At 68.8% G+C, this 21932-nt stretch carries 18 protein-coding genes and 3 pseudogenes; 8 read left to right on the top strand and 13 right to left on the bottom strand.

Annotated elements, in window-relative coordinates; all coding sequences use genetic code 11:
- Positions 1-133: 133 nt before the first annotated feature.
- Together BUE16_RS17475 and BUE16_RS04705 are read left to right on the top strand one after the other, a co-directional pair.
- Positions 134-688: pseudogene (locus BUE16_RS17475) on the top strand (DUF4397 domain-containing protein); the annotation flags it as partial.
- Positions 689-770: 82 nt separating this feature from the next.
- Positions 771-1385, top strand: a pseudogene (locus BUE16_RS04705) (DUF4397 domain-containing protein); the annotation flags it as partial.
- Positions 1386-1691: 306 nt separating this feature from the next.
- On the opposite strand, the gene BUE16_RS04700 reads toward BUE16_RS04705, so the two are convergent.
- Both BUE16_RS04700 and BUE16_RS04695 read right to left on the bottom strand, forming a co-directional pair.
- Entirely contained in the window at positions 1692-1886 is a 195-nt protein-coding gene (locus BUE16_RS04700) for a cold-shock protein (RefSeq protein ID WP_073307266.1), read from the bottom strand.
- Between the two features lie 1025 nt (positions 1887-2911).
- On the bottom strand, positions 2912-3868 hold the full coding sequence (locus tag BUE16_RS04695) for a hypothetical protein (protein WP_234972327.1): 957 nt from the start codon (positions 3866-3868) through the stop codon (positions 2912-2914).
- A gap of 718 nt (positions 3869-4586) precedes the next feature.
- Here BUE16_RS04695 and BUE16_RS15995 point away from each other — a divergent pair.
- Both BUE16_RS15995 and BUE16_RS04680 read left to right on the top strand, forming a co-directional pair.
- A pseudogene (locus BUE16_RS15995) lies at positions 4587-6289 on the top strand (spermidine synthase).
- A 115-nt stretch (positions 6290-6404) separates the two neighbouring features.
- Positions 6405-7661, top strand: coding sequence for a carboxylate--amine ligase (locus tag BUE16_RS04680; RefSeq protein ID WP_073307262.1), 1257 nt, complete (start codon positions 6405-6407; stop codon positions 7659-7661).
- 169 nt (positions 7662-7830) lie between these two features.
- Here the strand turns inward: BUE16_RS04680 and BUE16_RS04675 are convergent, their stop codons facing one another.
- From BUE16_RS04675 to BUE16_RS04650, 6 genes are all read right to left on the bottom strand, one after another.
- Complete coding sequence (locus BUE16_RS04675) at positions 7831-8898, bottom strand: deoxyhypusine synthase (RefSeq protein WP_073307261.1); 1068 nt, start codon at positions 8896-8898, stop codon at positions 7831-7833.
- A gap of 82 nt (positions 8899-8980) precedes the next feature.
- Positions 8981-9712 carry a bacteriorhodopsin gene (locus BUE16_RS04670; protein WP_073307260.1) on the bottom strand — a complete coding sequence of 244 codons (732 nt, stop codon included), beginning with the start codon at positions 9710-9712 and terminating at the stop codon, positions 8981-8983.
- Entirely contained in the window at positions 9712-11973 is a 2262-nt protein-coding gene (locus BUE16_RS04665) for a methyl-accepting chemotaxis protein (protein WP_079991498.1), read from the bottom strand. Before BUE16_RS04665 ends, BUE16_RS04670 begins: the two co-directional genes overlap by 1 nt.
- Before the next feature lie 85 nt (positions 11974-12058).
- The gene (locus BUE16_RS04660; RefSeq protein WP_073307259.1) at positions 12059-12826 is read right to left on the bottom strand and encodes a Nif3-like dinuclear metal center hexameric protein; all 768 of its coding nucleotides are present in this window, start codon (positions 12824-12826) and stop codon (positions 12059-12061) included.
- Positions 12827-12902: 76 nt separating this feature from the next.
- Entirely contained in the window at positions 12903-13775 is an 873-nt protein-coding gene (locus BUE16_RS04655) for an arginase family protein (RefSeq protein ID WP_073307258.1), read from the bottom strand.
- A gap of 4 nt (positions 13776-13779) precedes the next feature.
- Positions 13780-14157, bottom strand: a complete 378-nt coding sequence (locus BUE16_RS04650) for a translation initiation factor IF-5A (RefSeq protein WP_073307257.1) — start codon at positions 14155-14157, stop codon at positions 13780-13782.
- Positions 14158-14287: 130 nt separating this feature from the next.
- Here BUE16_RS04650 and BUE16_RS16610 point away from each other — a divergent pair, with 130 nt between their 5' ends.
- Positions 14288-14695, top strand: coding sequence for a hypothetical protein (locus BUE16_RS16610; RefSeq protein ID WP_073307256.1), 408 nt, complete (start codon positions 14288-14290; stop codon positions 14693-14695).
- A gap of 94 nt (positions 14696-14789) precedes the next feature.
- Here the strand turns inward: BUE16_RS16610 and BUE16_RS04640 are convergent, their stop codons facing one another.
- The 4 genes from BUE16_RS04640 to BUE16_RS04625 are packed head-to-tail and all read right to left on the bottom strand — an operon-like array spanning position 14790 to position 17668.
- Positions 14790-15548: an SDR family NAD(P)-dependent oxidoreductase gene (locus BUE16_RS04640; RefSeq protein WP_079991497.1), complete on the bottom strand. Its 759-nt coding sequence runs from the start codon at positions 15546-15548 to the stop codon at positions 14790-14792.
- Positions 15549-15571: 23 nt separating this feature from the next.
- The gene (locus BUE16_RS04635; protein WP_073307255.1) at positions 15572-16009 is read right to left on the bottom strand and encodes a desampylase; all 438 of its coding nucleotides are present in this window, start codon (positions 16007-16009) and stop codon (positions 15572-15574) included.
- A 19-nt stretch (positions 16010-16028) separates the two neighbouring features.
- Entirely contained in the window at positions 16029-16622 is a 594-nt protein-coding gene (locus BUE16_RS04630; RefSeq protein ID WP_073307254.1) for an NUDIX hydrolase, read from the bottom strand.
- On the bottom strand, positions 16619-17668 hold the full coding sequence (locus tag BUE16_RS04625; RefSeq protein ID WP_234972326.1) for a diacylglycerol/lipid kinase family protein: 1050 nt from the start codon (positions 17666-17668) through the stop codon (positions 16619-16621). Before BUE16_RS04625 ends, BUE16_RS04630 begins: the two co-directional genes overlap by 4 nt.
- Positions 17669-17746: 78 nt before the next feature.
- Between BUE16_RS04625 and BUE16_RS04620 the strand changes: the two genes are divergently transcribed.
- Positions 17747-18421, top strand: a complete 675-nt coding sequence (locus tag BUE16_RS04620) for a PHP-associated domain-containing protein (RefSeq protein ID WP_073307253.1) — start codon at positions 17747-17749, stop codon at positions 18419-18421.
- Between the two features lie 13 nt (positions 18422-18434).
- On the opposite strand, the gene BUE16_RS04615 is transcribed toward BUE16_RS04620, so the two are convergent.
- Positions 18435-18848, bottom strand: coding sequence for an Lrp/AsnC family transcriptional regulator (locus tag BUE16_RS04615; protein ID WP_073307252.1), 414 nt, complete (start codon positions 18846-18848; stop codon positions 18435-18437).
- Positions 18849-18945: 97 nt separating this feature from the next.
- Between BUE16_RS04615 and carA the strand changes: the two genes are divergently transcribed.
- Positions 18946-20013: a glutamine-hydrolyzing carbamoyl-phosphate synthase small subunit gene (gene carA / locus BUE16_RS04610; protein ID WP_073307251.1), complete on the top strand. Its 1068-nt coding sequence runs from the start codon at positions 18946-18948 to the stop codon at positions 20011-20013.
- Between the two features lie 79 nt (positions 20014-20092).
- Complete coding sequence (locus tag BUE16_RS04605; RefSeq protein WP_073307250.1) at positions 20093-21922, top strand: Rieske (2Fe-2S) protein; 1830 nt, start codon at positions 20093-20095, stop codon at positions 21920-21922.
- Positions 21923-21932: the final 10 nt, after the last annotated feature.

Genomic DNA, 21932 nt, shown 5'->3' with positions numbered 1-21932 from the left:
ACCGAACGAACGCGAGCGCGCCGCAGAAAGAAATCGCCTCGGTCGAGTCCGAGCGTGTCCCGCGCGTAATCCGTGCGTGTGTAGTTCCCGCCGCTTCATAACAAAGCGACAGCCGCCGGACCTGTCTGCCTGCATGACTCGACGAACGGTGTCACGGCGACAGTTCGCGGCGGCGCTGGGCGCGGCGGCCGGCGTCGGCCTCGCGGGATGCGGCGCAGGGACGAACAACAGCACGAACGCGACGAACGCGACGGTCGGCACGGTCGAGGAGGTGACCGGCGAGGAGACCGCAGCGGAGGAAACCGAGACCGAAGGCGAAGCGACAGACGCGGAGACTGAAACGCCCGAGCCGCCCGAGGCAACCGACGATCCGGCCGCTGCGGTCGAGGACGGCATGGTGGTCGTCCGCGTCGCACACCTCTCGCCGGACGCGCCGAACGTCGACGTGGCAGTCGGGGGGACAGAGATACTCACCGACATCGCGTACGGTTCGGTGAGCGGGTACTACGTGCTCGAACCGGGAACGTATGGGGTGACTATGACCGCCGCCGGCGAGGAGGAAGCGGTGTTCGAACAGGAGATCCAGTTCGACAACGGCGCGTTCACCGTCGCCGCCTTCGGCGAGGTGTCCGGGCAGAACCAGGCGTTCGCCGTGACGCCGCTGGAGGACCGCGTCGAGCCGCCCGCCGAGGAGACGGCAGCGGTGCGCGTGGTGCACGCCTCGCCCGACGCGCCGCCGGTGAGTGTCGGCGTCGCCGGCGGCGACGGCGATGAACCACACCGACGACGGTCCGTCGACACAGGAGACGGCGTACCTGCGGGTCCTGCACGCGTCGCCGGACGCGCCCGCGGTCAACGTGTCGTTGAACAACGAGACGGTCGTGACCAACCTCGAGTTCGGTACCACCACCGACTACCTCGCTGTCGCCAGCGGGGAGTACAACCTCACCGTCACGACCGCGGAGGGCGGCGATGTGGTGTACGCGGAGAACATCACCGTCGATCCCCGGAGCGTGACCACCGTCGCGGCCGCCGAGCAGGTGAGCGAGAACGCGAGCGAGCCGTTCGCGCCGGTGTTCATCAACGACGACGCGTACACACCGGCGGACAACGAGAGCGCCGTGGCCGTCGCGCACCTCTCGCCCGACGCGCCGACGGTCGACGTCACCGTGGCCGGCACTGACGTCGTCGTCGCCGACAACGTGTCTTACGGGAGCGTCACCGACTACGTGACTGTGCCCGCCGGCAACTACACGCTGGAGATCCGCGCGGCGACCGCCGAGAACAACGGCTCGGTCGTCGCCACCGTCGACGTCGAACTCGAGGAGGAGACGGCGTACACGGCGTACGCGATCGGGAGCTTCGCCGGCGCAGAGGACAACGAATCGTTCACTGTCGCGCTGACGCCGGACGCGACGACCGAGGTAATCCTCCCGGTCGAGGCCCCGCCAGAGGAAGCAGGCCCGCCCGAGGACGACAGGAGTGAAGCCGACGGCGAGACCGGGAACAAAGCTGAGACCGAAACCGCGACCGGAAACGAAACTGAGACCCCAGACCGGCAACGAGTAAGCCGCCGGCTCGGCAACGACCGTTTGTCCCCGTCGCGACGGACGGCACGCGTCGCTCGTCGTCAGCGGGTCCTGAAGAAACGGAATCAGTGTGTCGCCGTCAGGCGACCGTGTGAAACCGGATTATGCGCGGACGACGTTCGTCGCGCGCGGGCCCTTGGGGGCCTGTTCGATGTCGAACTCGATCTCGGTTCCCTCGGTCAGATCCTCGCCGCCGACATCCTCCATGTGGAAGAACACGTCGTCGTCGGAGTCCTCAGTCGTAATGAAACCGTAGCCGCCAGTGTCGTTGAAGAAATCAACCTTACCGTTTGCCATTGCAACTAAACAAATGACTGTCTACCCGATAAGGGTTCCGCATTCGTTTTTTTAACGAAATTCTTTCCGGACGAACATTCTGAGAGAACATCTTCTCGTGGTCATTCAACCATAGTCAGTCGGTTACGCGGGAGTAGGGTGCCTGATCAGTCACAACGATCCCTCGATCCCCGTGATCCGGAGGAATCAGCTCCGTGCGGGCCGATACCGCCCGATCCATGTGTTCATACCTCACCCGTTCGGTCGTGGGAGATTCGGGTCGAGCGCGCGGCGCCGGCGGGGCTGTACCCCGGGCGCCAGTCATCACGTCGACTCGTACACCTGGTGAACTGCTTCGTGGTCAAGTCCCGAGGCGCTCGGCCTGCTCTGCCTGTAGAATCGCACCCGCTTGCGGGACGCTCGCGGCGCACTCCCAGAGGGATGGCCGTTCATCTCACTGACTGCGACGCGGAAGGCTAACCCACGGAGTGTCATAGAACCGCTCTCGCCCCTGGTTTGAACGGTACGTACAGAGCATGGACAAGGATTCTGGCGTCCGACTGACTCTTATTGTGATCCGTTCGAACGATCTTGGTATGCAGAACGTTGTCGGGGCAAATTGTGGTTGTGGGTCTGAGACGACCGACGGCACTTCTGTTGACAGACAAGAAGAAAGCTGTGGCACCTGTGGAACGGAATTGGCGGAGAAGACATACTATGCTGGCGCTACGATTTCAGTTTGCCCCAATTGTAACTGAAACGAGATCGGATTGGTAGGTTCGTGATCTCACCGGCTATTTTATGAATCTCAGAAGAGTAACGAACACCTTGTTAAGACTTCTATGACACCTTCTAAAGCATCCAACTCGTCGGCGTCCGCGGGGGCCCCGCCGTCGACGGCAGCGGATCGGCCTCGGCACTCACGACTCGGGATCTGTCCATAGCGAACGTGGGTGGCGCCGCTGTCAAGGCGACTCAGTCTAAGTCTCCGCCGCAAGCCGAGCACGCGCGTGTCCGCGGTTGTCCGCTCTGTCGGCAGGCCCCGCCTACAGCTGCACGACGGACAAGTACGTAGAGACCCGACTCCCCCCGATACGGAGCGGACTGCCCTCGTACTGTTCGACCTCCAGGTGGAACGAGTCGCCGCTATCGACGTCGAGGACGGGACGGCTCGCCTGGAGCTGCCAGTCGTTTGGACCCTCTGCGAACGCCTGTGCCACCCCGACATTGCCGTTCCTCCTGACGGTGAACCAGTGGTTCGTTCCGGACGAGGGCTGGTCGCGCCAGAAGATACCGCCGGAGACCAGATAGTTCCCTGGCTCGGTGACCTCGATAGTGTAGTTCGAACTGCTCCATTGGCTTCGCTGGTCGACCTCGACGTTCTGGAACTCGATCGTCGTCGGGCTCCCAGACGGAACCGACTGGCCGTAGGCGTCCCAGACGGTCGTGCCGACGTCTGTCGCGACGACCGTATCGGCCTTCACGCGGGTGGCGCTGACCGTGTCCGGAGAGATGTCGTCGCCGGAGTGAGAGTGGACCAAATCGGCCTTATCAGAGAGTTCAGACTGCCGAACGACGTCGGTGTTCGAACTCGGCGCGCTTTCGACGCGCAGCGAATTGAACGTCGGGTCCTCCCCCGAAGTCGCCAGCCGGTTCCAGTTGCTTCCGTCGCCGATGTAGGTCGCCCCCGTGTCGGTCGCGAAAAACTTCGCACCGGCCTTGGCCAGGTAATCCCCCCGGTTAGCCTCGCGGTCGCGGACCTCGACGTCGCCGTCGAGCCGCTCGAAGTTATCATTCAGCGGTGCGTGCCAGTCTGTCGCCCCCTTCGCGGGTGTGTTGTAGCTGTGATTGTCGGTCATAGCACTGTCATCGTGTTCCCCCGTAGCCGTACTGTCCGTAGCCCTGCTCGCCGTAGTCGTCTTCCGGCACAGACGTCGCCGTTCGGGCCGCTGTGTCCGTACCGGCCTGCGTGTTGGTCCGCGTGGTCGTGGAAGTGGCTCCACCCGTTCGAGTCGCGGTAGCGATCGGCGTGGCGGTGGTCGCTGCCGTCGGACTTCCTCCGTAGCCGTAGGTGGACGTGGGACCCCCGGCGTCGTCGCCGTCAAGGAAGTCACCGAGCCGACTGCAGCCGGCGAGACTGGTTACCGTCGTCACCGAGACGAGACGCAGCAAGCCACGGCGGTCGAATACCGACCCTCGGGCCGGTCTGTCGCTCGCCGTCGAGGAGTCCGAACCCTCCACCAGTGATTTTTCAGACTGGTCAGGTGGCAGCATCACTCAGGCAATAACATATGTTATTATATAATAGTATCGGGAATTAATATACCCGCGAATTCGGCGTCTGTTTCGGACGATGCGGCTATTCCGATTCCTCGAAGATTCGCATCTGCCAGACAGCGAATACGACGAGGAGCCGGGCCACCGGCCCGAGATAGTTCGCCGAGCGAGTCGAGTTCGACTGGCTGACTCTTCATCGACGGGGACGAGGTCTCCCGTTTCCACGAACAGATACCCCCAGAGACGCCGTCGACCGTCGAAAGCGGTGGCCTCGGCACTCATAGGGCTCGTCGTCGCGCCGGAGCCACCCGGGCTCGGAGCGGTCACCTCGTCATCGGCCACCCGCACCTACCCCGTTGCGACTCAAGTGCGTTTCTCTTGTCGGACCCATACCCGCACCGCGCCCGTCGAACAGTTATGCCGCTCGGACGCGTGGCATCGGTGATGAGATCGACCCGCGCCGTCGACGCCCTCCGTCTGAACAGGCCGGAGATCGCCGTGTTCGTCTCGGGGGTCGCGAGCATGGGTCTCGATATCCTCGCCGGGCGGATGATCGCCCCGCAGTTCGGCAGCAGCATCTACACGTGGGGCACAATCATCGGGGTCTTCCTCGCGGCGCTCAGCTACGGCTACCACCGCGGCGGCAAGCTGGCCGCCGAGCGCGCGACGAACGGGCGGATGGCCCGCGTGTTCCTCCTGACCGCGGTGTACGTCGCGGGGCTGATCCTCGTTGGCGACGTGCTCCTCCGGGCTACCTCGGGCTTCTCGCTGCCGAGCCGGGTCGCGTCGCTGCCGGCGGTCGTCCTCCTCTTCGGCCCGCCGACGTACCTCCTCGGCTACGTCAGCCCGTACGCCGCCGAACTGTCCGCGAAAGAGGGGTTCGGCGAGGCGTCGGGCCACGTATACATGCTCGGCACCGTCGGGAGCATCGTCGGCGCGTTCGCGACCACGTACCTCCTGATCCCGTCGCTCGGCATCGACCGGATCGCGCTGGTGTTCGGCGCGCTCTCGATCGCGGCGGCGCTGGCTGTCGGGCGGCCGATCGGTCGCGAGCGGGTGGCAGTCACCGGCTTCCTGGCGCTGCTGCTCGTGCCGGCGGCGACGGGCGCCGCCGGCTACACCGTGCAGGGCAGGGCGAGGTCGTCTACGAGACGCAGACGCCGTACCAGCAGCTTCGGGTCGTGGACCTCGGCGACACCCGGAGGCGGTACCTCGGCGGACAGCGACACAGCGCGATAGATCTGGAGGAGCCGTACCGTCACGTCTTCGAGTACACCCGCTACTTCCACCTCCCGTACCTCTTCGCCGGCGACCCCGACGAGATCGACCGGGTGCTGTTCGTCGGCGGCGGCGGCTTCACCGGCCCGAGGCGGTTCGTCCACGAGTATAAGAACGTTACCGTCGACGTGGCCGAGATCGATCCCGAGGTGATCGCTGCCGCGACGGAGTACTTCGGCGTCGAGGAGTCGCCGCGGCTGAACATCTACAACCGGGGCGGTCGACAGTTCCTCCGAGAGACGAACCGGACGTACGACCTGGTCGTCCTCGACGCCTACCAGCGGGACAAAGTGCCGTTCGAGTTGACCACGCGGGAGTTCATGTCGCTCGCGAGCAGCCGCCTCGACGAGGACGGCATCCTCTTCGCGAACGTCATCTCGGCCGCGAGCGGGCCCGCCTCGCAGTTCTACCGGGCTGAGTATCGCACCATGTCGCGGGTGTGTCCGCAGGTGTACGGCTTCCCGACCGTCGGGGGCGGCGTCGTCCAGAACATCGAGATCGTCGCGACGAACAACGACACCCGGATCTCCGAGGCGGAGTTGCTCGCCCGAAACGAACGCCGGGACATCGGTATCGACCTACGCGCGGAGGTCTGGACGTATGCCCCGCCGCCGCCGACCGACGACGTGCCCGTGCTCCGCGACGACCGCGCGCCCGTCGACAGCCTTCTTGACCCGATGGTCGGCCAGCGGTACGTGATCCAAGAGTCGAACGGTACGGAGTCGACAACCGGGGAGGAGTCCGTCGATGGCGACGACTCGCGTGACAGAGGCGACTCGGGCGACGGGGACGACCGCCGAACGGAGTCGCAGGCGATCGACCCCGCCGCGGTCGGTTCCGCCCGCTCGGCGGTTGAGGCGGCGACGTAGTCCTCCCGTCGGTGTCGACCGAGGACAGACGGCCCGCGCTTGTCCCGTTATCCACATCGTACCGGTGACTGGCGACTCCATACTAATCGCCCGCCCCGTCGATCGGACCGACAACATGGCGGACACGACCCCCGAGAGAGATCGCGCGCTGATTCCGACGGGTCACGACGCGTCGAGTTACACCTGTGTCCGGTCGCTCGCCCGGCAGGGGGTCGGCACCGTCGTCGCCTCCGAGAAGGCGACCGCGCCGGCGGCGGCGTCCCGCTACTGCGACGAGGCCGTCTCGCTGCCGCCGCCGCGGGAGGGACTGCTGGCCTACCGCGACGCGCTGCTCGCGCTGGCCGAGCGTGAGGACGTTCGGACGGTCATCCCGGTCCGTCCGGAAGACAGCTATCTGCTGTCGCGCTACGAGGACGCGTTCGCAGAACACGTCTCGCTCGTCGTGCCGTCGATGTCGCAACTGGAGCGCGTGTACGACCGACTGCAGCTCGCGGCGGCGGCGGAGGCCGCTGGCGTCCCGGTTCCGGAAACGCGGCTCCTCTCGGAGGTGGATGACTGGACGCCGGAGCTGCTCGTGAAGTCGCGGTACAACGTCCTCGCGGACTCGTACCTCTCGCAGTGGGGACCGGACGACATTGACGTGGTGAAACACATCCACCACGTCGGCCGCGGCGAGACGCCCGACGCCGAGGAGATCCGGACGGCGATGCGCCACGATCCCATCATCCAGGAGTTCGTCCGCACCGACGGCGAGTTCATGTTCACCGGGCTGTACGACCGCGGCGAGCCGCTCGCGACGTTCCAGCACCGCCAGATCCGCGGCAACTCTTACACCGACGGCGGGGGCGTCTACCGGCGGTCGATCCGCGACCCGGAACTGGAGCGGGTCGGGCGGGCGTTGCTGTCGGAACTCGACTGGTACGGCCTCGCGTGCATCGAGTACATGCGCGACGCCGAGACGGGCGAGTACGTCCTCACGGAGATCAATCCTCGGATGTGGCAGTCGCTCCCGTCGACGGTCCACGCCGGCGCCGACTACCCGTGGTACTACTGGCTCGCGGCGACCGGGCGCGCCGACGAGATCGACGACGACTACCAAATCGGTGTCGGGACGCACATGCTCCACGGCGAAGTCGGCTACCTGACCAGCGTCTTCACCGAGGAGTCGCCCCACGTGGCGCGCCCGTCGATCCCCCGGACGCTCTGGGAGATCGGCTCCTCGATCGCCCGCGAGCCCCGATTCGATTACCTCCGGCTCGACGATCCCGGCCCGTTCCTCGCCGGCATGCGCAACGCCCTCCCGACCGGCGCGATCCCGGCGATGACGCTCCCCGGTCCAGTCGGCGATCGAACACGACGTGGCAACCGTTGACGGGAGCCGCCGGCTTCAAGAGCACCTCGATGGTATGCTACCGTTACGCATGAGCCTCACCGGATCCGACCGCGTCTTCTGTCACGACTGTGGCAGGGGGTTCGACTCCGCAGCGGAACTCGAACGACACGTACGCGAGAAGCAGATCGACGGGTAGCGGCTACCAGTCCTACTCGGCTTCGACCCGTTCGCGCGCCGCCGCGACCAACAGCGGCAGGAACACCGTCGCGTCCCCGTAGACGGAGGCGTTCTCCGCGTCCCGCTCTAGCTTCCCCCACGAGCGGGCCTCCTCCAGCGTCGCCCCCGACAGGCCGCCGGTCGCTTCGGGGTCCATCGTGATCTGGACAGCGTAGTCGTACGCGCGCGGCGTTACGAGCATCGTCTGGAGGGTGAAATTCTTCGGGACGCCGCCGCCGATCAGCAGACAGCCCGCGGTGTCCGCCTCGAACGCCTGGTCCGTCAGCGGCGTCATGTCCGCGAGCGCGTCGAGCGTCAGGTCGGAGGTTTGGCTGTACATCCACGCCTGTAACCCGAACACGGAGTCTTGCACTGCGGGGCAGTACACCGGCACGTCGTGTTCGTAGGCCGCGGCCGCGACCCCGGGATCCTCGGCGATCCCATCACGGTCGTTCACGTCGGCGTTCGCGCGGCCCAGTTCCGCACACAGCTCGGCGATAGAGACCGCGCCGTCGCGCTCGGCCAGCGGCGGGAACACCTCCTCGCGGAGGTGCGCCTCAAACGCCGCGAAGTGCTCTTGCGGGAGGTAGACGTTGTAGATGCGGTCGACCTCCTCGTCGCGCAACTGCTCGTCGTGCTCCCGCAACGTCTTCCCCTCCTGCCGTTCTGCTCCGTGATGGTGCTTCCCGCCGATCGCTTCGATCGCGTCGTGGGTGAGGTTCGCCCCCGTCGTTACGAGCGCGTCGACGTAGCCGTCGCGGATGAGGTCCGCGACGATCCGCCGCATCCCGGTCGGCACCATCGCGCCCGCCAGCGAGACGAACACGGTGCAGTCGTCGTCAGCCCACATCTCCGCGAGCACGTCCGCGGCGCCGTGGACCGACTCCGCCCCGATGCCGGCGTGGCCGTACTGCTCGACCAGTTCGCCGACGGTCATGCCGCCCCGGACCCGCGCGTGTCCGAGCGGGTCGTGGTCGAACGCCTCGCGGTGGGGCGTCTCGTACCCGTCCGCGTCGTGGTCTGTGTCGTCCGCGTGGTCGTCGTGACCCTCGTCGCTCATGGGCGTGGCTGCGGCGGCGGGGCGCTTGAACCGCGTGGTTCTGGGCCACGCCGCGCCCGGAGGAGTTCGAGAACGAGCCGGTTCAGTCGGCCGAGACGACGACCGACTCCTGTTCCTCCTCCGAACCGGCGTCGACGCCCTCAGCAGAACCGGTCGTGCCGGCGAGCCAGTTGACCGCGATGACGACGAAGCCGGCTTTCGCGACGACGTCGAGGTAGACGAACACCAGCACCTCCGTCGCCGGCACGAGCAGTCCGAGGCCGGCGGGGCCGAGCAGCCAGACGACGGGGTACAGCGTCCACAACACGACCGTGAGGTTGCGGAGTTTCTCGAACGTGGCGACCCGGCGAGCGTCGGTCGCCGTCGCCCGCGCCGGAAGCGTCACCACGAGGTCGCGAGCGAGGGCGAGGAACGCCACTCCGCCGGCCGTGAACACGACGAACCGCAACGGGTCGGGCAACACGACGGCTCCGACGCCGAGCAGGATGACCGCCGCGTCCAGTGCGAGCACGCGCACGAGAGCGCGTCGGCCGGCCCCCGTCAACAGCCAGAGGTAGCCGACCAGCAGCAGCGTCGTCAAGAACCAGTCGGCGTACCGCAGCGTGTACAGCGGCCGCCCGTCCACGGACAGCGTCCCGATTTCGAGCGCCATCCCGGCGTACGCGACGGCGGCGACGCCCGTGATGCCCGCGAGCACGAGGTAGTGTGTGCGTCGCTCGGCGTCGACGAGCAGTTGCCACAGCGGCGGCACCGTCCCGAGCGCCATCCCCGCGAACCCGAGCGTCAGCCACAGCGTCTTGGTGAACTCGATCATCAGTCGTCGGCCTCCACGACGCCGCGAGTACTCGCATCGAGTGTCGCATCCCTGGCGACGTCGAACTCCGTGAGCAATCCTCGGAGCCGTCTCGCGCGCGCGGCCAGGTCGGTCGCGGCGGCGTCGACGTCGGAGATGGCGGCGGTCTGCTGGTCGGTCGCGGCGGCGGCCCGCTCCGCCTCGGCGGTCGTCTGGTCGCCGATGGCGGCGACCTCCTCTGCCGTCTCGACGACGGACTCGACGGCCTCGGCTTGTTGGCCGGTCACGCGTTCGATCTCGCTCAGGTCGTCGTCGATGCCGTCGACGTGGCCCGCGACCGTCGACAGCGACTCGATAGCGCCCTCGACCGTCTCGACGCCCGCGCGGACGCGGTCGTCGGTCGCGCGCATCCCCTCGACCGTCTCGCCGGTGCGCGTCTGGACGCGGTCGATGCGCGCCTCGACGGCCTCGGCCGACTCCTTCGTCTCCTCTGCGAGCGACTTCACCTCGTCGGCGACGACGGCGAAGCCGTCGCCCTCTGCGCCGGTTCGGGCGGCCTCGATGGAGGCGTTGAGCGCCAGCAGGTTCGTCTGCTCGGCGATGTCGCCGATCACCTCGGCGATCTCTCCGATCTCTTCGACCTCCTCGTCGAGCGCATCCAGCTCGCTCATCGTCTTGGCCGTCCGCTCGCGGACAGCATCCATCTCGTCGAGCGCCTCCTCGGCGGTCTCTTGACCCGCGTCGCCCGCGGCGGCGGCGCGACTGGCCGTCTCCGACACGGACACCACGGTCGCGGCGACCTCCTCGGCGGACGCAGAGAGGTCAGCCATCTCCGATTCGACGGTGTGGAGATGGCGAGACTGCTCGTCCGCGCCGGCCGCTATCTCGTCGACCGAGACGGCGACGGACTCGCTCGCCTCGCGCACCTCGGCGGCGTTCTCGTCGGCCGTCTCCGCCTCGTCGACGACGTGGCCGGAGAAGCGCTTCACGTCGGCGAGGGTGTCTTCGATCGCCGACACCATCTCGTTGAACGCGTCGCCGACCGCGCGCATCGCCTCGCTGTCGGCGTCGGGGTCGACCCGGCGGGTGAGGTCGCCGTCCGCGACCGACCGCATCACCGCGCCGTACTCGTCGGCCGTCTCCTCCAGATCCGCTGCGGTCTCCTGGGCGCGCGCCTGCGCCGCCTCCGCCTCCGCACGGGCGGCCTCGGCGTCGGCGATGGTCGAGCGCAGCGAGTTGCGCATCGTGTCGAACGACGCGACGACGCGCCCGAGTTCGTCCTCGCGGGCGGTCGTCATCTCCACGTCGAGGTCGCCGCCGGCCATCGCGTCGGCCTTGTCGGCGACGCGCCGCAGCGAGATGACCGTGTTCGACCCGATGGTGACGCCCACGACCGCCAGTCCGATGACGGTCACCAAGATGAGGCCGATGACGTTCGAGGCGACGCTGTGGCCGAGCGCGTACGCCTGCGCCGTCGGCGTCCGCGTCACGACCGTCCAGTCGGTCTCCGAGAGCGACGCCGACGCCATCACGGCGTCGTCGCGCTGGAGGAGGTCGGTGTCGCCGAGCAGCGCGTCGGCGGCGGGGAACGCCTCGCCGATCCGGCTCGGGTCGGGGTGGACGACGTACTCGCCGTCGCCGTCGACGACGAGCGTCTCAGTTCCGGAGGTGCCCGCGAGCGCGGCGGAGTACGTCTTGATGTTGAGCATGTACACGACCGCCCGGTTCTCGGCGCCCGCAACCGGCGAGACGACGGCGACGACCGGGTGGTCGACGACCGCAACCTCGAACGGCTTCGTCACGTACGTGTCGTCGACGCCGTCGAACGTCGGCGGGTTCGTCGCGAACGGCGCGCCCTGCTCGGCGGGACTCACGCCGACGAGCTTGTCGCTCGTCGACGCGACGATCCGCTTGTCGGCCGTGTCGTAGTAGTGGACCGCCGCGACGCCCGCCGGGAGCGCCCCGCTGGCTTGTATCGTCGCCAGGTGGTCGTTCACCCGGCCGAGGTCGCCAGACGCCATGTCGGGGTGGCGCGAAGTCAACACGGTCTGTTTCTTGACGCCGCTGAGCCACGTGTCGAGCGTGTCCGCGCGCACGGACGCAGTCGTCGAGAGCTCTTCGTCCACGTCCTGTCGCAGTAGGGCGTTCATCTGCGCCTGCACGACCGCGCCGAACGCGACCGTGAGCACCACGACCACCAGCAACGCCACCGTCAGCTTCGCCGCGTAGCGCCGGCGAAGCCAGTCCGGGACCAGCCAGCCCCAGACGGTTGTGAATTGCATCGGACACAGACTCACGTGAGACACTCAAGAAAGCGCGTCTCTGAGTATCAACCTCGAATATTACGCGAGCGCGACGCGCAGGTCGCTACAGCCCGGTGGGGTGGTCGACGTAGTGCGTCTCCAGCCCCCAGTCGTCGACGAGGCGCTGGAGCGCACGAACGCCGAACGTCTCGGTGGCGTAGTGGCCCGCGAGGAACACCGAGACGCCGGCCTCGCGCGCCTCGTGGTACGCCTTCCCCTTCCCCTCGCCAGTGACGAGCGCGTCGAGGCCCAGCTCCTCGGCCTCGCGGAGCCAGTCGCTCCCGCTGCCCGTGACGATCCCGACAGTCTCGATCTCCTCGGGCCCGCAGTCGAGCACCTGCACCCCCTCGCCGCCGTGATCCAGGGCCGCCTCCAGCGTCCCGACGAGCTCGTCGGCGGCGTAGCCGTCGGGGGCGACCCCGCGCTGGCCGACGCACTCCGGCCCTATCTCGCCGAACGGCTCGCGGTCGACGAGCCCGAGCACGTCGGCGACGCCGGCGGCGTTCCCCACCGCCTGGTGGCCGTCGAGCGGGAGGTGCGAGACGTACAGCGCGATGTCGTTCGCGACGAGCGGCTCGATGCGGTCGTACTCGCGGCCGGTCACCCGGTCGAGGCCGCCCCAGATCAGCCCGTGGTGGGTGACGAGCGCGTCGGCGCCCAGATCGACGGCGGCCTCCGCGGTCGCCGCGACGGCGTCGACGGCGAACGCAACGGTCCCGATCTCTCCGGCGCGCGACCCGACCTGGAGGCCGTTGGGTGAGGCGTCGAGGTCGGCGTACGCGTCGGTGTCCAGTTCTGCGTCGAGTCGATCGACGAACTCCGAGCGCTGCATGTCCGGCCGGACGGGCGGCGACCGTTTGTAGCCACCGCGTCGGCAATATGGGTCGGTCCGGAACCGCGAGGAGCAGTCAGTTCGCGTCCGCGGGCGCCGCAGCGTCGGCGTGGCTGTACACCGCCTCGCGCAGCAGCTTCCCGGCCAGCGCCGCCGCCTGTCCGTCGTCGCGGTCGTTCACCTCCACCGCATCGACGCCGACGCAGTGGGGCGCGACCGCGCGCACGGCGTCGCGCATTTCCCGCGGGGAGAGCCCGAACGGCTCCATCGTCCCGGTTCCGGGCGCAAAGCCGGGGTCGGCGCCGTCGATGTCGATCGAGAGGTACGCGTCGCGGCCGTCGAACCCGTCGAACTCGCCCGTCCAGTCGGTCACGTCCTCGGGCGCGACGACGGTCACGTCGGGCGCGTCCGCGCGCTCCCACTCCTCCGGGGAGCCGGTTCGCGCGCCGAGGACCACGACCTCGTCGACGGTGGGGTAGTCGCCTCCCGAGCCATCGTCGGCGTCGTATCCGTCGAGACAGCGCCGGACGACACAGGCGTGGTTCAGCGGGTTGCCGTCGTAGGCGTCGCGGAGATCGAGGTGCGCGTCGACCGTGACGAGCACGTCAGGGTCGGTCGCGCGCACGCCCGCCCAGGTGACGGTGTGCTCGCCTCCCAGGAGGAGCGGGACGGCATCGTTGATGACGGCCGAGCGCAGTTCGGCAGTCAGGTGATCCAGGTATTCGTCGAGTGCGTCCCACGCGGGCACGTCGCCCGCGTCGTGGACGCGGAGATCGGAGAAGAACGAGTCGGTTCGTCGGTCGTAGTCGTCGTAGGTGGAAGCGAACTTTCGGACCCTGTCGGGTCCGAAGCGGGTCCCCGGCTGGAACGTCGTCGTCGCGTCGAGCGGGGCGCCCGTGAGGACGTACGCCGCCTCGTCGCGATCGACGGACGCGCCGGGGAACCGCATGGAACTATCCGACGACTTTCCGCTGTCCCTCGTACTCGAGGTACTCGATGTTCTGGTCGGGCGTGAAGTCCTCGCCCTCGGGGACGCGCATCGTGAACGTCTCGTAGGTGTCGAGGTCCATGACCTGCGCGTCCTCGCCGGAGATGGAGACGACCTGCCCCTGCTTTCGCTGGATGATCGGGACCCAGACCTTCGCGTCGACGGGCTGGGAGAGCGAGCGCTTCTTGTCGTCGAACACGCCCTTGCCCTCGATGCGAGCCTTCGCACTGCCGTGCTTGCCGGGTTTGGCGGTGCTGTAGGCGTTGATCTTGCAGGGAGAGTCCTCCATCATGACGTAGCTCCCCTCTTGCAGTTCGCGGACCTGCTTCTGCTCTCTCGGCATACCACGCGGTTCCCGTCCGGACGGTATAAACGGTTTGATAGCGCCGGAGGCGCGGGAGATCCGCCACGCGCTGCGGCGAGCGAGCACGGCTCACTACGTGATTATCTCCCGCCACGACGAACGGGGTATCATGACCGACGACACGGAGACGCCGACCGACGACGCACGTACCCGATCCGAAGACGGCGACGAGGTCGTCCGGGACGACACCGAGGCCGTTCCGGGAACGATCGGCGAGGCGAGCGCGGCGGCGTCCGACCCCGTGCCCGACGACGAAACGCCGGTGGCGAAGGTGTACTACGAGGACGGCGAGCCGGTGATGCTCGCGGCGGCGTTCGTCATCGAGGACTGGCCGTGGGTCGTCGGCTTCGACCAGGCCGGCACCGACGGCTACGACTACGTCTCGATCCCGATCGACCGGATCGTCGGCGTTCGCAGCCCGCGGTACACCGCCTTCTCGCACAACGGCAGGCGCGTCGCCGCCTACGGCGTCATGGACGGGGAGACACGGGAGTTCCGCGATCTGCTCCCGCTGTGAGGCGCGGCGGCAGAACCATCTGCGACGGCGCCGCCCTCCAGCGCCGCCCGCGACGCCAGAGCCGCCCGCGACGCCAGAGCCGCCCGCGCCGCCGTCACCAGTCGATGACCTCGCGGTCGCGCCAGAACCGCCCCCCGGGACCGTCGCGGAATCGCGCGAGCCACGTCGGCGTCTCGGCGCCCTGGGCGGGCGTGCGCGGTGCCTCTTCGCCGCCAAGCTCCGTGTGGACCCAGCCGGGACACACCGAGTTGGCGATCAGTCCCTCCTCGGCGTACTCGCCGTGGAGGTACTTCGTGAGGCCGTTTATCCCCGTCTTCGTCACGCGGTAGGCGGGCGACCCGCCGGACTGTTCCTCGCCGAGCGTGCCCATCCCCGAGGAGACGTTGACGATCCGCGGGGACTCGGTGTTCAGCATCGGCGGGAGCGCGTACTTACACAGCAGCATCGGCCCGCGGAGATTCACCGAGATGGAGTGGTCGAGGTGGTGCGTCTGCTCCTCGTGGAGCGCCGCCCCGAAGTGGCCGACGCCGGCGTTGTTGACGAGGATGTCGAGGCCGTCCTCGGACTCCCCGATCCGGTTGAGCGCGTCCTGAATGTCGCCCTCCTGACTCACGTCGAGGGTGACGCGCTCGTACTCGTCGGGGAGGTCGTAGGTGACGCTGCGCACGCCCGCGTAGACGGTCGCGCCCAGCTCGGCGAGGTTGCCCGCGATCTCGGCGCCGATGCCGCGGTTGGCGCCCGTGACGAGCGCGGCCTGGCCCGAGAGGTCGTCGTACAGGTCCGGCTCGGCGGAGAGATCGGCGCCGCGAGCGGCGGCGTCGGGGGCGCCCGCGTCGGCGTCGGCGTCGGTCATACCCGGTGTACGGAGTCACGACATTACGGCGTTTCGACCCGGAGCCGCCGGAACGCCTCGCGGGTCCAGCGGTACGCGACGACGGTCTCGGGCGCGACGATCGCGTAGACGTACCCCGTCCACGTCGCGCGGTCGCGGTCGGTCTCCGAGGGCGCGGCCGGGCCACGCGGGTGGCTGTGGTAGAAGCCGATCACGTCGAGTCCCCGGTCCTCGCCGTCCTCGATGGCGGCGACGGTCTCGGCGGGGTCGAGTTCGTAGAAGCGCTCGGGGTCGTCGGCGACGTTGTCGACGGGGACGGCCTCGGCGACGCGACCGGCGGCGGGTGTCTCCGCGGCCGCGCCCGCGTCGCCCGCGCGGTCGCCCAAGAGGACGCCGCACACCTCCGCGGGCGCGCCCGCGTCGCGGCGCTCGTGGAGCGCGTCGCGAACATCGGCCGGGAGGCGCAGTCGGTCCGCCGGCACGGAGGTCAGCTCCGCGGCCTCACTCGGAGTCGCGCCGCATGGCGATCTCGAACCACGGGCACAGGCGCAGTTGGCGGTACCACTCGGGGTGGTCGTGGAGGTGCTCGTAGTCGACCCACAGGAGGCCGGCGATCTCCTCCTCGTCGGGGGCGAGCGCGTCGTCTTCCAAGGTGACCTTCAGGACGGCGCAGACCTCCCACTCCAGGCCCGCGTTCTCGAAGTATCGCTTGTACTCGAAGCGGTCGGTGAGCGACACGTCGCCGTACTGGTCCGGGGTGATGCCGAGCTCCTCCTCCAGCCGCTGTCGGGTGGCCTCCTTCTGCGTCTGTCCCTCGACGGGGTGGGAGGCGACTGTGCCGTCCCAGTAGGTGCCCCACAGCCGCTTTCCGGGCGCGCGTTGGCCCAGCAGGAGCCGACCGTTCGAGTCGAAGACGAGGCAGGTGAACGCGCGGTGGCGGACGCCGTCGCCGGTGTGGGCGTCCAGTCGGTTCACCGTTCCCTGCGGCTCGTCGTCGCTGTCGACGGCGATCACCTCCTGCATCGCGTTCTCGTGTTCCGGTTCCTCACTCGCGGTCGCCGCGGCGTCGCTCGCGCCGGCGTCCTCGGTGCTCATAGCGCGTTCTGCGTCAGGGTAGACCATGACCGCTTCGGTCGACCGCGACGCGGGGGGCGGTCGGGCAGCGTCCGCGCGACCGGACGGGCGGCTCGACGTGTCAGGAGATGTCCGGCGGGTTCTCCTCCGGGTGGGTGTCGTACGCCTCGCCGACGGCGAACTGCATCGCGCGCGGTCGACACCCGAACTCGACGTGGCGGCGCTCGACGAGCTCGCCGTCGAGCGAGAACTGCCGCGGCCTGGCGGCATCGACGACGAGCGACGACGCCTTCACCCGCGTGAGGTGGGACGCGCCGCAGGAACCGGTCGGCTGCACCGCGGGCGAGGTAATCGATCGCGGGCGCGTCCTCGACCACGACGACGTTGAGCTTGCCGTCCTCCATGTTCGCCTGCCGGCGCTGCTCCCCCGGGAACCGTCGGCCGTTGCCGACGAGCAGCATCGCGGCCGTCCCCTCCCACGTCGGGTCGCGCTCGGACCCCACGCGGACCTCCAGTTCCAGTCCCTCGAAGCTCCGCGTGTGCGCCAGCGTCGTGAGGACGTACGCGAGCACGCCGAGTCGCCGCTTGGACGCCGGCTTCGTCCGCGCGCTCGACTCGGCGGTCAGCCCGCCGACACAGGAGTTGAGGAACGGTCGCGGCGGGAGCGGATCATCCCGGTCGATCTCCGGATCCCCCGGCAGGTCGACGCTCCCCAAGTCGATCCGGCGGCGCTCGCCCGACGCCAGCACCTCGAAGGCGTGGTCGACCCCGCGGATCCCGACGTTGTCGGCGAAGTCGTTGCCGGTGCCGGCGGGGACCACGCCGAGTTCGGTGTCGTCCAGGCGGTCGGCGTCGTCGACGCCGTGAACCACCTCGTTGAGCGTGCCGTCCCCGCCGCAGGCCGCGACGAGCTCGGCGCCCTCGGCGGCGGCCTCCCGTGCGAGGTCGTACGTCTCGCCGGCCCTCGTCGAGTCGCGGACGTCGAACCCGCGGTCGCGGGCGAGATCGGCGGCGCGGGCGCTTCGTTTTCCGTCGCCGCTGTTGGGGTTCCTGACGAGGACGCGCATGGACGTGTCGTCGGTGTCACAGACAAAGGCTCTGCCGGCAGCCGCAACACCGAAGCCCTCGGGGCGAGCATCGCCGGCGTGACCCGGTTCGCCGTCGACCTCCACAGCCACACCCGCTTCTTCCACGGCCGACGCGGCCGCCCGACCGCCTACGATCCGATCGGGCTGCGCCTCCAGACGGCGATGGCCCGCCGACGCGGCCTCGACGCCCTCGCCGTGACGAATCACGACTACGCCTACTCCGCGGAAACGACGTTCCCGACGGTGCCGGGGATCGAGGTGTCGACGACGCGGGGACACGTGCTGATCGTCGGGCCGAACCCACAGGCGCGGACGACGCCCGGGGAGCACACCCCCGCGGAGGCCGTCGCGCTCGCACACGAGCGTGACTGTGCGGCGATCCTCGCGCACCCGTTCCGCGGGAGCACGGCCCGCAAGAGCGGTGCGAGCTTCGACGCCATCGAAATTAACGGGAAGAACCCCGAGCACGCGGAGCGAACCCGCCGGCTCGCCGACCGACTCGACCTCCCGCTGGTCGGCGGGAGCGACGCGCACTACCCGATCGAGGTCGGGCGGGCGTACACGGTCGTCGAGGTCGACGGCGACGAACCGACGCCCCGGGCGGTCGCCGACGCGGTTCGGGCCGGTCGAACCGAACCGGTGCTCCGATACGACGGCCTCCAGCGCGTCGTCGATCGGGCGTACACCGCGATACACGCGAGAAGACGGCGCGTCGACGCCGAGTGGGAGTAGCGCCGACGGTCGGTCAGCCGAGCCGCTCGTCCAGAATGAGCCGCGTTTTCGTCCCCTCAATCTCTTCCAATTCACGGGCGCGCGTGATGAGTTCGTTCACCGCGCGGGTGTCCACGCAGTCGACAATGAGCACGATGTCCTCTTGCCCCGAGACCTGCCAGACGAAGTCGACCTCCTCCCAGTCTGCCAACCGGTCGGAGACGGCGCTCGTGTTGACGTTCATGTCGACGCTGATCTCCACCATCGCCTTCACGTTCCCCGTGCGCGTAGTGACGGTGAACCGCTCGATCACTCCCTCGTCGGTCATCCGATCGACGCGGTTGCGCACCGTCCCCTCGCTCGTGCCGACCTCCTCGGCGATCTCCGTGTACGGCGTCCGGGCGTCCCGTCGAAGGAGGTTCAGGATGCGCCGGTCCAGATCGTCCATGCACGCCCTTGCCGGAGGTGCGCCAAAGAGATTGCGAATTTCGTAACGAATCTTCGAACGACGCACTTATGTGCCGCCCAACGATGTGTATCTCGTAATGGCGGACGCCTACGTCGCCCTGGCCGACGGCCGTGTCTTCGAGGCACGCGCCCGCGCGCCGGGCCGGACACGTGGTGAATTGGTCTTTACGACCGCGTACACCGGGTACGAGGAGTCGCTGACGGACCCCTCCTACGAGGAGCAGGTCCTCACCTTCTCCTACCCGCTGATCGGCAACTACGGCGTCCGAGAAGAGCGATTTGAGTCCGATCGCGTCCACCCGAACGCTGCGATCGCCCGCGAGTTCACCGACGACGTGGCCGAGTGGCTCGAGTCGGAGGGCGTGCCCGCGGTCGACCACCTCGACACCCGCGACATCGTCACGAGCGTGCGCGAAGAGGGCGCGATGGCCTGCGGCATCGCCGCCGGCCCGGACGCGACTCCGGAAGCCGCGAAGGAGGAACTGGGGCAGTGCGTCGAGATGTCGGACCACCTCGACATCGGCAAGCAGGTATCGACCGACGAACCGTACACCGTCGAGGGCGACGGCGAGCACGACGTGGCGCTCGTCGACTGCGGCATGAAAGGCTCCATCCCGAGTTCGCTGACCGAGCGCGGCGCCGACGTGCACGTGCTCCCGTACGACGTGGACGCCGAGACCGTCGCGGAGCTGGACCCGGACGTGCTGTTCATCTCGAACGGCCCCGGCGACCCCGCGAACTTCGAATCGGCGCAGGCGCTCGTCGAGGAGTTCGCCGGGGAGATCCCGCTGGCCGGCATCTGCCTCGGCCAGCAGATCGTCGCCCGCGCGTTCGGCGGCGACACCGAGAAGATGGCGTTCGGCCACCACGGCGTCAACCAGCCCGTGCGCGACCTCGAGACGGGGCAGGTCGTCATGACGACGCAGAACCACGGCTACAGCGTCGCCGACCCCGGCGACCTCGAGGTGACGCAGGTGAACGTGAACGACGACACCGCCGAGGGGCTCGAGAGCGACGAGTGCGCGGTCGTCACCCGGCAGTACCACCCCGAGGCGAACCCCGGCCCGCACGACTCGCTCAGCTTCTTCGACGACGTGCTGGAGATGGCCGAGAACGGATCGCGGACCCCGGCCACCGCCGATTAGCGGGCGCCAAAAACGTTCTCATTCTTACATAACTTGGCTTCCGAGAAGCTACTTCCCAGCTGGCGTCGTCCCGTCAGCCATGGCAGTCGATGACACAGCAGAGGGCTTCACCGAGGCGGTCGACCTCGCGGACCTCCGCGAGGAGGGTCGGACGCTGACTGCCGTCGACGGGACGCCGATCGCGCTGTTCTACCACGAGGGCGAGGTGCGGGCGGTGAACAACCGCTGCCCCCACATGGGCTTCCCGCTCACCGAGGGGAGCGTCGAGGAGGGCGTACTCACCTGTCACTGGCACCACGCCCGATTCGAACTCTCCTGCGGCGACACGTTCGACCCCTGGGCCGACGACGTGGACACGTACCCGACGGAGGTGCGAGATGGGGTCGTCTACGTCTCGCCCGAACCGCAACGCGCTGAACCGCCCGAGATCCACTGGCGAGACCGCCTCGATGACGGTCTCGAACAGAACCTCCGGCTCGTGCTCGCGAAGTCGGCCGTCGCGCTCCTCGACAGCGGGGTCGATCCCGCCGAGATCGTCGAGCGGGGCGTCACGTTCGGCGTCCGAAACCGCGCCGACGGCTGGAGCTCCGGGCTCACGATCCTCACGGCGCTGGCGAACCGCCTCCCCGACCTGGACGAGCAGGATCGCAAGCGCGCGCTCTACCAGGGGCTCACGGAGGTCGCCGGCGACTGCGACGGAGAGGCGCCGAAGTTCGATCAGGAGGCGTTCGCCGCGACGGACGTGTCGGTCGAGCGCCTTCGCTCGTGGTTCCGCGAGAACGTCGAGGTGCGCGACGCCGACGGCGCCGAGCGCGTCCTCCGCACCGCCGTCGCCGCCGGGTATGACCCCGAGAAGCTCACCGAACTGCTCGTCGCCGCGGCCACCGACCACCGCTACCTCGACACGGGCCACGCGTTCGACTACGTGAACAAGGCGACCGAGGCGCTGGACCTGGTCGGCTGGGACGACGAGGAACGGACCGCCGAGGTGCTCTCCTCGCTCGTGCGCGGGCTCGCGACCGCCGACCGCGCCGAGGAGACCGCCTCGTGGCGCCAGCCGGACGACCTCGCGGCGATGTGCGCGGAGACGTTCGGCCGCCTCGACGACCTCGTCGCCGCCGGCGAGGGGGAGACGTGGACCGAGCCCGACGACTTCACCGAACGACTACACGCGGCCGACCCGGAGATGGTGTTCGACGCGCTGGAGGGGGCCATCCGCTCGGGAGCGACGGTCGAACAACTCGCGAGCGCGGTGTCGTTCGCGGCCGCCAAGCGGGTGGCGCTGTTCGCCACCAGCAACGAGTTCGCCGACTGGAACACGGTCCACCACACGTTCACGTTCGCGAACGCGGTCCACCGCGCGGCCGAGCGGACGGACGCGACGGCGCTGTACCGGGGCGTGTTCGACGCCGCGGTGAACGTCTACCTCGACCGCTTCCTCAACACGCCGCCGGCGCCCGAGGCGACGGGCGACCCCGACGCCGATCCCGAGGCGGCGCTGGAGTCGCTCCGGATGGCGTTCGAACAACAAGGGAGGGTGCAGCAGGCCGGCGACGCCGTCGCCGACTTCCTCGCCGCCGGCGGCGACCCCGACCGGCTGAAAGCCGAACTCGGGAACGCGCTGCTCGTCGAGGATACGAACTTCCACACGTTCCAGGCGTACGAGGCGGCGTGTCGGCAGTTCGACCGACGCGCGGCGGACGCCGGCAGCGCCGGCAGCGGTGAAGGCGTTACCGACGACCAACGCGACTGCCTCGTCGCCGCCGCGCGCTACATGGCCGCCAACTACCCGACGCGCCGCTCGCGCGAGCAGACGTTTTCCATCGCCGCGCGACTGTTGCGCGGGGAGCGGGTGGACGCCGCGGAGGACGCAGAGCCCTCGGACGCCGGGGTGAGCGCGGACGACTGACCGACGCCGC

This window comes from Halobaculum gomorrense, from assembly GCF_900129775.1.
Classification (GTDB): Archaea; Halobacteriota; Halobacteria; order Halobacteriales; family Haloferacaceae; genus Halobaculum; species Halobaculum gomorrense.
Note: the sequence above shows the minus strand (reverse complement) of the source record. Positions and strands in the feature narration are given on the sequence as shown.

Coding starts and splice junctions, on each gene's coding strand:
- BUE16_RS04625 (WP_234972326.1), bottom strand. CDS start 17,668: ATGCGCGTCCTCGTCAGGAACCCCAACAGCGGCGACGGAAAACGAAGC.
- BUE16_RS04640 (WP_079991497.1), bottom strand. CDS start 15,548: ATGACCGACGCCGACGCCGACGCGGGCGCCCCCGACGCCGCCGCTCGC.
- BUE16_RS04680 (WP_073307262.1), top strand. CDS start 6,405: ATGGCGGACACGACCCCCGAGAGAGATCGCGCGCTGATTCCGACGGGT.
- BUE16_RS04660 (WP_073307259.1), bottom strand. CDS start 12,826: ATGCAGCGCTCGGAGTTCGTCGATCGACTCGACGCAGAACTGGACACC.
- BUE16_RS04630 (WP_073307254.1), bottom strand. CDS start 16,622: ATGAGCACCGAGGACGCCGGCGCGAGCGACGCCGCGGCGACCGCGAGT.
- BUE16_RS04675 (WP_073307261.1), bottom strand. CDS start 8,898: ATGAGCGACGAGGGTCACGACGACCACGCGGACGACACAGACCACGAC.
- BUE16_RS04605 (WP_073307250.1), top strand. CDS start 20,093: ATGGCAGTCGATGACACAGCAGAGGGCTTCACCGAGGCGGTCGACCTC.
- BUE16_RS04665 (WP_079991498.1), bottom strand. CDS start 11,973: ATGCAATTCACAACCGTCTGGGGCTGGCTGGTCCCGGACTGGCTTCGC.
- carA (WP_073307251.1), top strand. CDS start 18,946: ATGGCGGACGCCTACGTCGCCCTGGCCGACGGCCGTGTCTTCGAGGCA.
- BUE16_RS16610 (WP_073307256.1), top strand. CDS start 14,288: ATGACCGACGACACGGAGACGCCGACCGACGACGCACGTACCCGATCC.
- BUE16_RS04615 (WP_073307252.1), bottom strand. CDS start 18,848: ATGGACGATCTGGACCGGCGCATCCTGAACCTCCTTCGACGGGACGCC.
- BUE16_RS04670 (WP_073307260.1), bottom strand. CDS start 9,712: ATGATCGAGTTCACCAAGACGCTGTGGCTGACGCTCGGGTTCGCGGGG.
- BUE16_RS04655 (WP_073307258.1), bottom strand. CDS start 13,775: ATGCGGTTCCCCGGCGCGTCCGTCGATCGCGACGAGGCGGCGTACGTC.
- BUE16_RS04700 (WP_073307266.1), bottom strand. CDS start 1,886: ATGGCAAACGGTAAGGTTGATTTCTTCAACGACACTGGCGGCTACGGT.
- BUE16_RS04650 (WP_073307257.1), bottom strand. CDS start 14,157: ATGCCGAGAGAGCAGAAGCAGGTCCGCGAACTGCAAGAGGGGAGCTAC.